At 66.4% G+C, this 15,111-nt stretch carries 9 protein-coding genes; 1 reads left to right on the top strand and 8 read right to left on the bottom strand.

All coding sequences use genetic code 11. From position 1 onward, the window contains the following. Window positions 1-3: 3 nt before the first annotated feature. Window positions 4-4,824: an NAD-glutamate dehydrogenase gene (locus ACIGJE_RS01605; protein ID WP_483679145.1), complete on the bottom strand. Its 4,821-nt coding sequence runs from the start codon at window positions 4,822-4,824 to the stop codon at window positions 4-6. Window positions 4,825-5,303: 479 nt separating this feature from the next. Between ACIGJE_RS01605 and ubiG the strand changes: the two genes are divergently transcribed. Next, window positions 5,304-6,053, top strand: a complete 750-nt coding sequence (gene ubiG, locus ACIGJE_RS01600) for a bifunctional 2-polyprenyl-6-hydroxyphenol methylase/3-demethylubiquinol 3-O-methyltransferase UbiG (protein ID WP_483679143.1) — start codon at window positions 5,304-5,306, stop codon at window positions 6,051-6,053. A 6-nt stretch (window positions 6,054-6,059) separates the two neighbouring features. Here the strand turns inward: ubiG and ACIGJE_RS01595 are convergent, their stop codons facing one another. The 7 genes from ACIGJE_RS01595 to ACIGJE_RS01565 all read right to left on the bottom strand — a co-directional run bounded on the left by ACIGJE_RS01595 (window position 6,060) and on the right by ACIGJE_RS01565 (window position 14,906). Beyond that, window positions 6,060-7,088, bottom strand: coding sequence for a LacI family DNA-binding transcriptional regulator (locus ACIGJE_RS01595; RefSeq protein WP_311937607.1), 1,029 nt, complete (start codon window positions 7,086-7,088; stop codon window positions 6,060-6,062). Window positions 7,089-7,362: 274 nt separating this feature from the next. Next, window positions 7,363-8,031, bottom strand: coding sequence for a TerC family protein (locus tag ACIGJE_RS01590; protein ID WP_376717683.1), 669 nt, complete (start codon window positions 8,029-8,031; stop codon window positions 7,363-7,365). Between the two features lie 240 nt (window positions 8,032-8,271). Beyond that, complete coding sequence (locus ACIGJE_RS01585; protein WP_483679142.1) at window positions 8,272-9,786, bottom strand: tripartite tricarboxylate transporter permease; 1,515 nt, start codon at window positions 9,784-9,786, stop codon at window positions 8,272-8,274. 302 nt (window positions 9,787-10,088) lie between these two features. Beyond that, window positions 10,089-10,604, bottom strand: a complete 516-nt coding sequence (locus ACIGJE_RS01580) for a tripartite tricarboxylate transporter TctB family protein (protein ID WP_367626165.1) — start codon at window positions 10,602-10,604, stop codon at window positions 10,089-10,091. Then, on the bottom strand, window positions 10,601-11,560 hold the full coding sequence (locus ACIGJE_RS01575; protein ID WP_394311258.1) for a Bug family tripartite tricarboxylate transporter substrate binding protein: 960 nt from the start codon (window positions 11,558-11,560) through the stop codon (window positions 10,601-10,603). Before ACIGJE_RS01575 ends, ACIGJE_RS01580 begins: the two co-directional genes overlap by 4 nt. A gap of 186 nt (window positions 11,561-11,746) precedes the next feature. Then, the gene (locus tag ACIGJE_RS01570) at window positions 11,747-14,245 is read right to left on the bottom strand and encodes a sensor histidine kinase (protein ID WP_483679140.1); all 2,499 of its coding nucleotides are present in this window, start codon (window positions 14,243-14,245) and stop codon (window positions 11,747-11,749) included. After that, window positions 14,232-14,906 (bottom strand): response regulator transcription factor, encoded by a 675-nt coding sequence (locus ACIGJE_RS01565; RefSeq protein ID WP_311937592.1) that lies wholly within the window; start codon window positions 14,904-14,906, stop codon window positions 14,232-14,234. The genes ACIGJE_RS01570 and ACIGJE_RS01565 overlap by 14 nt, the downstream gene beginning before the upstream one ends. Between the last annotated feature and the right edge of the window lie 205 nt (window positions 14,907-15,111).

Below are 15,111 nucleotides of genomic sequence, written 5' to 3'. Positions count from 1 at the left end.
TCGTCACTCTCTGACGAGATCGCCCAGCATGTTGGCCGCCACGGCGAGCTTGGCCAGGGTCAGGCCGCTGGCCGCGATTTCCTCCACCGAGCGGCGGATGCGCGCGGCTTCCGGATGGGCTTCGAGCCAGGCCTCCGTCGCCGCCTGGCCGGACAGGCCGGTCGCCAGCATGTCGGCGACCAGGCGTCGCTCGGCTGCCGCGATCTGTTCGATGGCCCGGTCGATGGCGAGGCGCTCGAAATAATCGCTGGCGGGCACGGCGCGGGCGGCCGTGACGATGCGGTCGAGCTGGAAATTGGCTTCCGCCGCATAGAAGGTGGCTGCGGTGTCGCCGATGGCCCGGCCGGTGCGGCCCGCCACCAGCACGATGTCGGGCGCCGACACCAGCGGATCCAGATTGCCCATCCTGCCGGCGAGGTCTTCGGGCACACCGCCCTCGACCAGTTCGCGGATGCGCTTGAGGCGGGCTGCCTGCATCGCCTCCGGCAAGGTGGTGTCGAGGCCGATGGCGATCTCGTGGACACCGGCGCCGAAACGGGCGATCACCGCTTCCAGCCCGGGCGAGAAGTCGACATTGCGCACGAACCAGACCACGCGCGAGAGCAGGAGATCCTGCAGGAAGCCGTAGAGGCTGAGCTGGAGCTGCCCGTCGATGCGGTTATCCAGGGCATCGATGGCATCGTAGAGATAGCGCAGGCCATAGGATTCATCCACGGCGGCGAAGGCCATAGCGATGGTGGTGACGTCGGCGTCGGTCTCGTCGCTGAGGCGCACCACGCAGGCGGGGCCGCCGCGGTTGATGATGCCGTTGGCGAGATTGGTGGCGATGATCTCGCGCCTGAGGCGATGGTTCTCGACGGCGTCGGGGAACCGGTTCTGCACCTCCGGCGGGAAATACACCGTCAGTTCGCGGGCGAGATAGGGATCGTCCGGCACGTTGGTGAGGAGCAGGTCGTCATAGAGCGTCAGCTTGGCATAGGCGAGCAGCACGGCCAGTTCCGGCCGTGTCAGGGCCTGGCCGCGGCGGGTGCGCTCGGCGATGGCGACGTCGTCCGGCAAAAACTCCACGGCGCGGTCGAGCAGGCCGCGCTGTTCGAGCGACTGCATCAGGCGGGTGAGGAAGCCGGTCTCGGCCACGCCCTTGCGTTCGGAGAGCGAGAGCGCCAGCGTCTGCAGATAGTTGTTGCGCAGCACCAGCGAGCCGACCTCGTCGGTCATTGCCGCCAGCAGGATGTTGCGATCGGCCTGCGTGAGGCGCTGGTCGCGCTCGGGCCGGGCGAGAGCGATCTTGATGTTCACCTCGACGTCGGAGGTGTTGACACCGGCAGAATTGTCGATCGCGTCGGTGTTGAGCTTGATGCCCTTCTGTGCCGCCTCGATGCGGCCGCGCTGGGTGGCACCGAGATTGGCGCCCTCGCCGATCACCCGGGCCCTGACATCGGCGCCGGTGATGCGGATGGGATCGTTGGCGCGGTCGCCGACCTGGTCGTCAGTCTCGCTGGCGGCGCGGATATAGGTGCCGATGCCGCCGAACCACAGGAGATCGGCGCGGGCCTTGAGGATCGCCGTCATCACCTCGGTGGGCGTCGCTTCGGCCTTGTCGAGATCGAGCAAAGCGCGCATTTCGGCGGAAAGCGGGATGGCCTTGAGCGAACGCGAGAACACGCCGCCGCCCTTGGAGATCAGCGCCTTGTCGTAGTCCTGCCAGCTCGAGCGCGGCAGGTTGAACATGCGCAGTCGCTCGGCATGGCTGGTGACCGGATCGGGCGAGGGATCGATGAAGATGTCGCGATGGTCGAAGGCGGCGACCACCTTGGTGGCCGGCGACAGCAGCATGCCGTTGCCGAAGACGTCGCCCGACATGTCGCCGACGCCGACGGCGGTGAAGGGCTCGACCTGGATATCGGTGCCGAGTTCGCGGAAATGCCGCTTGACCGCCTCCCAGGCGCCGCGGGCGGTGATGCCCATCTTCTTGTGGTCATAGCCCTGGCTGCCGCCCGAAGCGAAGGCGTCGCCCAGCCAATGATGCTTCTCGATGGAGATGGCGTTGGCCGTATCGGAGAAGGTGGCGGTGCCCTTGTCGGCCGCAACCACCAGATAGGGGTCGTCGCCGTCATGGCGCACGGTGTTGTCGGGCGGCACGATGTTGTCGCCGTCCAGATTGTCGGTGAGTTCGAGCAGCGAGCGGATGAAGATGCGGTAGGCTTCCGTCCCCTCTGCCAGCCAGGCGTCGCGGTTGGACGGCGGCGGCAGGCGCTTGGGCACGAATCCGCCCTTGGCGCCGACAGGCACGATCACTGCATTCTTGACCTGCTGTGCCTTGACCAGTCCGAGGATCTCGGTGCGGAAATCCTGGGGGCGGTCGGACCAGCGCAGGCCGCCGCGCGCCACCTTGCCGAAGCGCAGATGGATGCCTTCCACCCGCGGCGAATAGACGAAGATCTCGTAGAGGGGCTTGGGGGCCGGCAGGCCCTCGACCTTGCGGCATTCGAACTTGAAGCTGATCACCGGCCGGGGCTGGCCATCCGGGCCGACCTGCCAGAGATTGGTGCGCATGATCGCCTGCACCAGATTGGTGAAGCGGCGCAGGATGCGGTCTTCGTCGAGCGAGGAGACCGATTGCAGCTGCTCTTCGATCTCGCTCACGATCTCGGCTTCATGCGCGGTGCGTTCGGCATCGGTGGCCGTCAGCCTCGGATCGTGCCGGGCCCGGAACAGCGCCACGATGCTGGCGGTGATCTGCGGGTTCTTGCGCGCCGTCTCCCACATATAGTCCTGGCTGAAGGGTGCACGGATCTGGCGCAGATAGCGCGACAGGGCCCGGATGGCGGAAATCTCACGCCAGCCCAGCGAGGTGCGCAGGATCAGGGCGTTGTAGCCGTCGGATTCGGCATAGTCGCCGACCACCGCCATGATCGAGGCCTCGAGGCGGTGCTGGAAGTCGATGCCGGGCGGGATCGGCTCGCCGTCGCTGGTCTCCACCGTCATGTCGTGGAGCCAGACCGGGGCGGGTGCCGGCTTGGCTGATGGCGTGATCTCGTAGGTGCGCTCGTCCACCACGCGCATGCCGTGATTCTCGATCACCGGCACGCGATAGGACAGCGACATCGGCGCACCCTGCGAGAAGACCTTGAGGCCGCAGCGAGAGGGCGTGTCGTCCTCCTCCAGGCGATAGACCAGGATCGCAACGGGGCGGGCAGGCGTCAGTTTCTCGATCACGCCGATATCGGCGATCGCCTGGGCGGTGGAGAAGGTCTCGGGATAGCCGCCGGTGAAGGCATTGGCATAGCGGTTGCCGAGCAGGCGCGCGCGCATGCCGTCGGTGGTGCCGGTCAGGGCGGCCCTGAGCTTGTCGCCCCAATTGGTGGCGATCGCGGTGATGCCGGCTTCCAGCACCGAGCGCTCGATGAGAGGGGTATCGCCCTCATAGCGGCCGATGATGTAGTGCACGCGCGCCAGCGGCCCCTCGGGGAAGGCGGCATAGGAAGCGGAAAGGCGGCCCTTATAGGCGTTGGCCAGATAATTGCCGACGCCGATGCGCACGTCGGTGTCGTATTTCTCGCGCGGAATGAAGACGAGGATAGAAACGAAGCGGTCGAATTTGTCGGCCCTCACCAACGCGCGCAGGCGTGGGCGCTCATAGAGCAGCAGGATCTCCATGGCGAAGTTGTAGAGCGTCTCGGAATCGACCTGGACGAGTTCGTCGCGCGGATATTCCTCGAGGATATGCAGGATCGCCTTGCCTGAATGGCTCTGCGGGTCGAGCCCGGCGCGCTGCAGCACTTGGGCGACCTTGTGGCGGACATAGGGGATCTGGCGCACCGAGCGCGTATAGGCCGCCGAGGTGAACAGGCCGACGACGCGCAATTCGCCCTCGACCCGCCCGTCCGGCGTGTAGAGCTTGACGCCGATATAGTCCATGCGCACCCGGCGGTGGACGCGGCTGTTCACATTCGCCTTGGTGACGATCAGGATCGTCGGCTCGCGCATGAATTCGCGGATTTCCGGCGTCATCACCACCAGTTCGGTGCCGCGGCGCAGGATCTTGACCTCGGGATCCCTGAGGATGCCGAGGCCTTCGCCCTCGCTGACCTCGTCGGAAGCGTCGCTGTCGGTCGAGAAGCGATATTCGCGCAGGCCCAGGAAGGTGAAGTTGTCGGAGCAGATCCATTGCAGGAGCTGGTTTGCCTCGGCGATCTCATCGACCGGCAGAGGTGGCGGGTTGGTGCGGAAGGATTCAATCGCCTGCTCCACCCGATCGCGCATGGCGCGCCAGTCCCTCACGCAGGCCCCGACATCGTTGAACACCAGCGTCAGTCCGTCGATCAGGTTCTGCCGGTCGGCGTCCGAATCGATGCGGGCGATATGGATGTGGATGAGACTCTCGCGCACGCCCTTGCTGCCTTCCGGCAAGGCGTCGCCGAAGAACTGCACGAGCTTGCCCTGGGCATCGCGCTCCAGCGCGATGATGGGATGGGCAACCAGTTGCGCTTCGATTCCACGCTCCGAAAGCTCGGCCATGGTGGAATCGAACAGGAAGGGCATGTTGTCGTTGAGGATCTCGATGACCGAGATCTCGCGGCCATCGGGCATGTCGGGATTGACGACGCGGATATCGGCATGGCCGGGCGTGCGGCGCTGGACATGGTCCCAGGCCTGCTCGGCCAGGAAGGCGAGCGAGGCGGCGTCATGGGTGGCGAGGTCTTCGAGGGTGGTTCGGCCGAAGAGCACCTCGGCGAAAGTGGGAGGGGTCTTGCCTGGCTGAAGGCTCCTTGCCGCCTTGTGGATCAGGGCCGCCCGGGCTTCATCATCGCGCCACGCCATCTCGTTCATCCCTTCTTGCTACGCCGCCTGCTTGCAGCGCTCTGTGGAATTTCCGAACCCGCCCGTCGACGGGCTCGGAAATTCCACATTGGCCGAACACCGTGCCGGCCTTCCCAGGACGAGGATTTCTCACCCTGGGAAGGCCGGCTTTGCCCGGTCGATGCGGCTTGGTGACCATAGCTGAAATTAAGGCCGCTCAAAGTCCAGGCGCGACGGAAATTGCCAAATTGCGATGACAATATCGAGAAAGAGAGCGGGGCATTGTTAATGCGGTTGCCTTAGGGGCAGATCGGGGTCACACAGGTTGCTGAAAATGGCAATTTTCTGCTCGGTACCACGCAATTTTTGCGTTTTGCGATTTGACGGAATCGGCAAGAATCGCAAGAGGCACTAGCCAATCCGTCGGATTGGCTTGGAAACAAGGAGCTGGAGCAAGCAAGCGTTTCCGTCGAAACGCGCTTTTCTCCAGGACGCAGGCAATGAGCGCAGCAGGCACGGGTTCGTCGGTCGATCCCAAGGAAATCGAACGTTTCGAGGCGATGGCGGCCGATTGGTGGAACCCGCGCGGCACCATGCGGGCGCTGCACCGGCTGAATCCGGTGCGCCTGCGCTATGTGCGGGACCAGATCGCCGGGCATTTCGGCCGCTCCTCCGTCGCCCTCGACGGGCTCAAGGGCCTCAGGCTCGCCGATATCGGCTGCGGTGCCGGCCTGCTCAGCGAACCGCTGGCCAAGCTCGGAGGCGAGGTCGTCGGTATCGACATGGCCGCGACCAATGTCGAAATGGCCAAGGCCCATGCCGCCCGCTCGGGCCTCGCCATCGACTATCGCGTCCTGCCGGCCGAGGAGCTCGAAGCGGCCGGCGAGCGCTTCGACGTGGTGCTGGCGATGGAGATCGTCGAGCATGTCACCGACCCCGCCGCCTTCCTTAAGACATGTGCCGATATGGTGAAGCCCGGCGGCCTCCTCTTCGTCGCCACCCTCAACCGCACCATGAAGGCCTATGCGCTGGCGATCGTGGCGGCCGAGAAGGTGCTGGGCTGGGTGCCGCGTGGCACGCATGACTGGAACAAGTTCGTCAAGCCGGCGGAGATCGAGGAGGCGGTGACGCCGCAAGGCTTGGTCGAGCTCGACCGCTGCGGCGTGATCTACAATCCCCTGCTGGACGAATGGCGGCTCAGCCGCGACACCGACGTCAACTACATGATGGTGTTTTCGCGCGCGGCGTGAACAGCCTCAGGGCAGATTGTCCCTGAGATAGATGTCGATGCGGATGCGTTCCTGGCCCTGGTCGATCGGCTGGCCGTCGGTGAGGGCGCGCAGTACGCGCATGGCGCTGCGGGCTTCGTGGCCAGGGTCCTGGTTGAGGATGGCATCGAAGGTGCCGTCGACCAGGGCTTCGCGGCAATGGGTGGTCAATTCATGCGCGATCACGCAGATGCGGGCACCGGCATGGCGCTTGTTCAAGGCGGCGATCACGCCGCGATTGCCGCCACCGAGGCTGTAGAGGCCGATGATGTCAGGATGGTTGTCGAGCAGGGCGCCGAGCACTTCCTCCACGATAGTGCCATTGTCGCGGCCTTCGATCACAGGCAGGGTGACGAGATCGGGATATTCGGTACGCAGCACGCGTTCAAAGCCGAAATGGCGCTCGACATGGTCGCGCAGCAGCATCGAGCCGGCAAGCACGGCAATGCGGCCTGATCGCCCGCGCAGAAAGCGCCCCATCAGCGAGCCGGCAGTGCGCCCGGCGGCGCTGTTGTCGATGCCGACGAAATGGGCGCGGCGCGAGGCCGGCACGTCGGACACCAGCGTCACCACCGGTATGCCGCGCTCGGCCAGCCGGTCGATGGCCTGGCGTATCTGGGCGTTCTCGGTGGCGACCACGGCCACGCCCGAAATATCGGTGCTGTCGAGGCCGTTGAGGATCCCGGCGAGCTTGTCGTCATCGAAGGGCGGGATCTCGACGACGCGGATGCTGATCCGGTCGGCGGCGTTGAGATCGGACAGGCGTGTCGCCTCGTTCGCCAGATTGCGCATGAAGGTGTTCACGCCGACCGGCACGAGAAAGACGAAGCGATATTCCTGCTGCTTGGCCAGCATGGCTGCTGCCATGTCGCGGCGATAATTCAGCCGGGCCATGGCCTGCTCGACCTTCTCGATCGTCGCCGGCCGCACGCCGCCGCGGCGATTGAGCACGCGGTCGATGGTGGCCAGGCTCACGCCTGCCGCACGCGCCAGATCGTGCACCGTTGCCCGCGCCATGGTTCCACCTGTCCCGATCTTTCGGGAACGTACCTCAGAAGATTCGACGAGGCAAACGGCAATGGGCGGTCGGATCTTGCCTCTAAATCGTCGCTATCCCGTTCATATCAGGCCGGTATTGCCGGCGTCCCCGAGCCGGCTTGCAGCGGTGAACGACGCCCTGAAACCGGAAGTGATTCCTGAGGGGCGTTCATCATCCGCAGGCAACATGGATGCCGATCCAGAAAAAAGGCCGGCATTGCTGCCGGCCTGGATGACGTTCGGGTCGACCGCCTCAGAACATCAGGGGCCAGACTTCCTTGGCGCCGCGATAGATCATGTCGCCGGCGACATAGAGGATGGCGAGCAGGCCGACATAGGCGATCCAGCGATAGCGATTGAGCAGGCGGGCGATCAGGCTCGCCGCGATGCCCATCAGCGCGATCGAGACGACCAGGCCGAAGATCAGCACCCACAGATGGTCGCGCGCCGCACCGGCGACGGCGAGGACGTTGTCGAGCGACATCGAGACGTCGGCGACCACGATCTGCCAGGCGGCCTGGGCAAAAGTCTTGCGCGGAGTGCCGTTGCTCGAGCCATTGCCGTTCTCCCCGTCGCCGTCGAGGGCGTGCTGGGCGGCGGCTTCCTCGCTATGGCTGGTGCTCAGCTCGCGCCACATCTTCCAGCACACCCACAGGAGCAGGATGCCGCCGGCGAGCAGAAGCCCGACAATGGCGAGAAGCTGGGTCGTGATGGCGGCAAAGAAGATGCGCAATACGGTGGCGGCGGCGATGCCGATCAGGATGGCGCGGGTGCGCTGTTCCTTGGGAAGGCCGGCTGCGGCAAGGCCGATGACGATGGCATTGTCGCCGGCCAGGACCAGGTCGATCAGGATGACCTGGCCGAGGGCGACCAGGGAGGAGACGGAAATGGCTTCCGACAGGATGGCAAGGATATCGGGCATGGAAGAAGGCTCTCTCGTTCCGGTGCGGGAGAGCGGTGCCGATTCGAACCAGGAGGAAAGCCTGGGGCGCTGGGGGACGCCGACGCGCCGGGACCGCTCTGTTTGCTCCAGTCCGACATCACAGTTCCCGGAACGCTACGCATTGGGAACTGCCAGAGGGGCCCGGCCTGGTGCGGGTGGTGTACTGCAAGTCGAGATGAAAGAAAAGTAACGTTCCGGCATGGCTGCCGGAACGTGGTTTCAATCCTCCGAAGCGGCGAGCTGGGTGAGAACCTTGCCGCGCCCGCGCCAGCGCATATAGGCCGGGACGACGAGAGCCAGGGCGGCGGTGCTGAAGAGGACCACCGCCGGCACCGAGCTGAAGAAGCCCTGATGCAGCTGGAGCGCCTTGCGAAGCTGTTCTTCGGCAAGCGGTCCTAGGATCAGCCCCACCACCACCGGTGCGATCGGATAGTCGTAGAGCCTGAGGCCGTAGCCCATCAGGCCGAAGGCGAGCAGCATGGCGAGCTGGGCGGGCGAGGGATTGGCCGCGAGCGTGCCGAGCGTGGCGAACAGGAGGATGCCGGCATAGAGCCAGGGGCGTGGGATGGTGAGCAGCTTCACCCACAGGCCGACCAGCGGCAGGTTCAGTGCCAGCAGCATGAAATTGGCGACCAGCAGGCTGGCAATCAGACCCCAGACCAGCTCGGGATTGGAGGTGAAGAGCTGGGCGCCGGGCTGCAGGCCGAATTGCTGGAAGCCGGCAAGCATGACGGCGGCGGTCGCCGAGGTCGGCAGGCCGAGCGTGAGCAGCGGCACCAGCGTGCCGGCGGCCGAGGCGTTGTTGGCCGCTTCCGGCCCGGCGACCCCTTCGATGGCACCGTGGCCGAACTCTTCGGGTTTTTCGGCCAGGCGCTTCTCCGCGGCATAGGAGAGGAAGGTGCCGATCTCCGCACCGCCCGCCGGCATCGCCCCGATCGGGAAACCGAACAAAGTGCCGCGCAGCCAGGGCTTCCAGGAACGCCGCCAGTCCTCTCGGCCCATCCAGATCGAACCCTTGATCGCCTCCACCGTGCCTGTGCTGAGCTGGTGGGTGGCCGCGACGGCCAGCGCTTCGCCGATGGCGAACAGGGCGACGGCAAGGATGGTGACCTCGATGCCGCCGCGCAGATCGGCCAGGCCCATGGTCAGGCGCCCGTTCTGGCCGCTGACGATATCCTTGCCGATCAGGCCGATGACGAGGCCGATGAACAGCGAAGTCAGGCCCCGGAGGGCCGAATTGCCGAACGCAGCCGATACGGTGACGAAGGCGAGCACCATCAGGGCGAATTTGTCGATGAACTTGAAGGACAGGGCGAACTTGACCACCCAAGGCGCGATGAAGGCCAAGGCCAGTGTCGCCAAGAGGCCGGCAACGAAGGAGCCGATCGCGGCCGTGGCCAGAGCAGGGCCGCCTCGCCCGGCCTTGGCCATCTTGTTGCCTTCGACGGCGGTGACCATCGAGGAGCTTTCGCCCGGCGTATTGAGCAGGATGGAGGTGGTCGAGCCGCCATACATGCCGCCGTAGTAGATGCCGGCGAACATGATGAGCGCGCCGGTGCCCGAAGGGTCGAGCTGGAAGGTCACCGGCAGGAGCAGGGCGATGGTCAGCGCCGGGCCGATGCCGGGCAACACGCCGATCAGCGTGCCCAACGTAACACCGATGAAGGCGCAGATGAGGTTGAACGGTTGCAGGGCGACCGCCAATCCGTCGACCAGATGACCGAATGTCTGCATCGAAGGGTCCTATGAGCGTTTTTCAGAAAAACCGGTAGGGAGTTGCTTACCCCCCTATCGCAAGGTGCCGCTGCCCCTCACCCTTACCTTCTCCCCGTAAGGACGGGGCGAGGGAGGCTTCTGCCGCGCGCTTCATACGAAATGGCCCTATCTCGCCCAACCGTCGGGCGCGATGAGAGGCTGGAGGATTAGTGCAACGCCTGCGCCTCCCTCGCCCCGTCCTTACGGGGAGAGGGTAAGGGTGAGGGGCGGCTGGACTTCAACAAGAATCAAAGGATGCGCGACTGCAGCCGATGAGCGTTTCAATCACTCAGGAGCGCGGAGACCGCATGTTCGAGCGGTCCCTGCGGCAGCGACAATTGCAGGAGCTGCGAGAACGCCAGCCAGGTCAGGAAGGAGAGTGCCACGCCGACCAGGCTGGCCAGCCAGAGCGGCTTGCCGAAGCCGCGGGCGGCCAGTCCAAACAGCAGGCCGCTGGCGAGCGAGAAGCCGGCATTGACGGCGATGAGCAGGATCTGCGCCAGCAGGCCGGCGATCACCCAGCCGACTGCGGTGAAATCCTGGCTCTCCTCCGGCGTCGGCGTCTTGCCGCGCAGGGCGGAGATGACCGTGGCCACCGCGAGGACGAGCAGTCCGGCCGCGACGGCGTAGGGGAAGGCGGCCGGCCCGAGCGGGTCGCTGGCGACCTTGGTGTTGAGCATGGCCGCATCGATGCCGATGACGACGGCGAGGATCACCAGGCCGGCTGCGATCACCAGCCCGGCGACGGTGGAGCCGGGCGGACGCCCGTGCTCCGTTCTGCCCCCGGCGCTGCTCATTTGACCAGGCCGATGTCTTTGAGCACCGTGCCGGTGGCGGCGATGTCGCTCTTCAAGGCGGCATCGAAGGCGTCACCGGACAGATAGGTGTCGGTCCAGCCGCGGGTCTTGAGCGTGTCCTGCCAGGTCTTCGACTTCACCATCTTTTCGATGTCGGCGGTGATGGCGGCCTTCTGCTCGGGCGTGATGCCGGGAGCGGCGGCGACCATGCGCCAATTTTCCAGGGCAACGTCCACGCCGGCTTCCTTGAAGGTGGGGGCATCGACACCGTCGATGCGCTTGGCGCCGGAGACGGCCAGCAGGCGCAGCGCGCCGCCCTTGATCTGGCTCTCGAATTCGCCATAGCCGGAAATGCCGGCCGTCACCTGCTCGCTGAGCACGGCCGCAACGGCCTCGCCGCCGCCGGCGAAGGCGACATAGTTGATCTTGGAGGGATCGACGCCCACGGCCTTGGCGAAAAGGCCGGCGGTGATGTGGTCGGTGCCGCCGGCCGAGCCGCCGGCCCAGGAGACGGAGCCCGGATCCTTCTTGAGGGCCTCGACCAGGTCACCCAGCGTCTTGATCGGCGAGGAGGCCGGCACGACGATGGCTTCGCTCTCGCCGGTGAGGCGGGCGATCGGCGTGACGTCGGCCAAGCTGACGGCGGAATTGTTGGTGAGGATGGCGCCGACCATGACATAGCCGCCGACGATCAGCGCGGAGGGATTGCCCTTGGCCTGGTTGACGAATTGGGCCAGGCCGATGGTGCCGCCGGCGCCGGCGACGTTGTTGACCTGCACGTTGCGGGCGATCTTTTCGGTGCGCAGCGCGATCTGCATGGTGCGGGCGGTCTGGTCCCAACCGCCGCCCGGTGCGGCCGGAGCCATGATCTCATAGCCCGCCGTCTGGGCAAAAGCCGTGAGGCTGGAAAAAGCCAGGGCGCCCGCGGTGGCGCAGGCAAGCAAGAGTCTCTTCATCATTTCCTCCCTGAGCAAAGCGTTCATGGCCGAACGCTTGCGATCGTGCGGGTAGGGAAAGGAGGAAGGGACATGCACCTCGAGGCCGCTCCATGGCAGCCGTTCCCCCCAGCGCCCTACGTCTTGTTCCGGACCTTGCCAGGTCCGGTTGCAGATACGATAGCAACTATTCCTGTCAGCGACCTGTCAGCGCGAGCCGTCGGTGACGAGTTGGCGCCAGGTCGCCAGGAAGCGGGCCTTGCGCTCCTGGTCGAGGGCCACCAACAGGGCCGGGCCGAGTGTAATCGGCTGCAGCACGCCGCGTGAAGCGGCGCTGATGCGCTCGGCTGTCCAGCCGCCTGGCGTGCCTGGCACGATCGAGCCCAGCGCCGCCTGGCCTGCCACCACCGCCTGTCCCCGGGGGGAGAGGGCATAGTCGATGAAGGTGCGGCCGAGATCGGGCTGGTTGGCCCAGCGCGGCACCAGCATCACGCGGGTGAGGATGAGGGCGTAATCGTCGGGAATGACGATGCCGATGCGCTTGTCGAGGCGCTGGCGGGCATAGGCGTAGGAGCCGAGCACATTGTAGCCCAGCGCCAGGGAGCCGGAGGCGACTCCCTCCAGGATGGCTGGGCTGGAGCCCGAAAGCTTGACGTCGGCCCGGCCGAGAGCGCGGGTCAGGCGCCAGAAGTTCGAGGAGATCTGGGCATCCTGTGCCGCCAGCAGATGGCCGACTCCGCTCTTGCCGATATCGTAGGTCGCCACCTTGCCGCGGAAGCGGTCGGTTTCCTGTTCCAGGAGTTCGGTGAGAGCGAGATGGGAATGCGGGGCTCGTGCGTCGGGCACAAGCGCGCGGTTATAGACGATGACGATCGGTTCGAAGGTGAAGCCGAAAATCTCCGAGCGCCAGCTCGCCCAGGCAGGAAGGGCCGGCAGCAAAGGCGAGGCGTGGGGGAGGGCGTGGCCATCATTGGCGAGCTTGACCTGCAGGTCGGCGGCCGAGGAAACCAGGAGATCGACGTCGGCATCCAGCCGCTTCTCCTGCGTGCGCTGATAGAGCGGCAGCGTATCGGTTTCCTCATAGGTGACATTGACGTCGGGATGCAGTTCCTGGAAGTCGTGGATCAGCAATTCGAATTGCGGTGTGTCGGTGGTGCCGAGGATCGAGAGCGTCGGTCCGCCCGCTACCGGTGCCGGATAGGGTTTGGGGGCGGCTTGGGCGGCATCGATCCAGCCGCCTCCGGCGGCGATCCCGAGGGCCAGGGCGATGGCCGCGGCGCCACGCTTGAGAACCACGCGCACCCTCGCGGGCTCCGGCGCCAGTGGCAGTTCGAGCCGGACCTCCAGCCCACCACCGGGCCGATCCTGCAGGGACAGGCTGCCGCCATGGGCCTGCGCCACGGTGCGGGCGATCGGCAGGCCGAGCCCCGAACCCACGGTGCCGGCGCCCGCATGCCCGCGCTGGAAGCGCTGGAGCACGGTTTCCTTCTCCGCATTGGGAATGCCGGGGCCGCGGTCGCATACCCTGACGAGCACGCGTTCCTTCCCCGCCGGCTCGGCCACGATCTCCACTGCGCTGCCGGGGGCATAGAGCAGGGCATTGCCAGCGAGGTTGCGCAACATCTCCTGCAAGGCGAGGCGATCGCCCTTGAGGCGGGCGCCGGCCAGGGTGGGGGCGATGGTCACGGCGAGGCGTCCGGCCTCATCGGGGTCGAAGCGGCGTGCGACGTCCTCGACGAGGTCGGTGATGGGAATGAGGACGGATTCGCGGCTCTCGAGCCGGTGGGTCAGCGTCGCTTCCATCAGGAGCTGGCTCACCAGCTCGCTGGCGTGCACGGCGTTGCGGTGGATCTTGGCCACGCGCTCATGCAGGGCCTGGTAGTCGCGCTCGTCCAGCGCCACTTCGGCCTGGGCGCGCAGGGAGGCGAGCGGGGTGCGCACCTGATGGGCCGCATCGGCGACTACGCCCGACAGGGCGTTCATCACGCTGGCGAGGCGGCGCATGAAGTCGTTGAGGGCGGCAACGAGCTGGCTGACCTCGACGGGCACCGGCACGGCGAGGGGCGAAAGATCCTGCGGGGCCCGATCGCGTAGCGCCGCTTCCACCGTGGTGAGCGGCGCGAAGGCCCGCTGCACGCCGAACCAGACCAGGGCCAAGGCGAGCACGAGGACGCCGATCAACGGCAGCACGGCGCGTGAGGCGATCTCGGAAGCGAGGGCGGTGCGCGCGCCGCGCGTCTCGGCGACGCGGATGGTCACCCAGCCGGCGGCGTTGCTGGCCGAGATCAGGCGGCCGATGCTGGCGACCCGCACGGGTTCGCCGTGAAAACTCGAATCGGCGAAGACGGTTTCGGCCGAGCGCACGGCCGGCAGATCCTCGGCGAGGTCGCCGTAACCGGTGACCAGGGCGCCGTCGGGCGCCTCGACCTGGTAATAGATGCGGTCACCACCCGAGCCGAGCATGGCGAGGGCGGCGTAAGGCAGTTCGACGGTGACGCGCCCCTCCTCGACCAGCACGGCCCCGGCGATGGTGAGGGCGGAGGCGGTGAGCAATCGATCATAGGCCTCGTCGGCGGCGCGGCGGGCATAGGAATGGATGAAGACGATGAAGGCGAGCGCGGCGAGGGCAAGCACGATGAGGGCGGCCGCCAGCACGCGACGGCGGATCGAGGCGGTAGCGCGGGCAGGAGCGTCAGGTGCCGTCATGCCGCCGCGCCATGTAGCCAGCGCCGCGCATCGTCACGATCTCGATGCCGGCGCCCTGCAGCTTGCGGCGCAGCCGCGAGACCAGCAGTTCCAGGGCGTTTATGGAGACCTCGTCGTCGAGGCTGAACACCTGGTCCATCAGCCGCTCCTTGGGTGCCACCTGGCCGAGCTTGGCGACGAGGATTTCGAGCAGGCGGAATTCGCGCCGGCCGCAATCGATGGGCTTGCCCTGGATCGCGACCGTGCGCGCCGCGAGGTCGATCGTCAGGGCCTCGACCTCGATGGTGCTGGCGCGCATGCCAGCCGGCCGGCGCATCACGGCGCGCAGCCTGGCCTCGAATTCGCGCAGGTCGAAGGGCTTGACCAGATAGTCGTCGGCGCCGAGATCGAGCAGGCTGATCTTGTCGTCGACCTCCGAACGGGCGGTGACCACCAGGACCGGCGTGCCATGGCCGGCCCGGCGCAGATCGGACAGGATGGCGAAGCCGTCGCGGCCCGGCAGCATCACGTCGAGCACCACCGCGTCGAAGGTTTCCTCGCGCAGGCGCTCGGAAGCGAGCGCGCCGTCGCGTAGCCACTCCACGGCATGGCCGGAGCTGCGCAGCCTCGCCACCATGGCATCGCCCAGATCCTCGGCGTCCTCGACCAGCAGGATGCGCAATCGACCTCCCTTTCGTTTCGGGAACTGTAGGGCCGAGCGCGCGGATAGGGAAGGTGGGATTGGGGGCGTGGTCTTCAGACCCGCCGGACCTGTCCGCAGGCTTTGCCTCTCCAGGCTGGCCTGAAGGGCCTGACTCAAAATTCGCAAGGGAACCGAGAAAAGCTCCACCTTATGTCATGCCCGGGTTTGTCCCGGGCATCCAGCT

The sequence above is a fragment of the Labrys sp. E2SS-1L genome (assembly GCF_057073705.1).
Note: the sequence above shows the minus strand (reverse complement) of the source record. Positions and strands in the feature narration are given on the sequence as shown.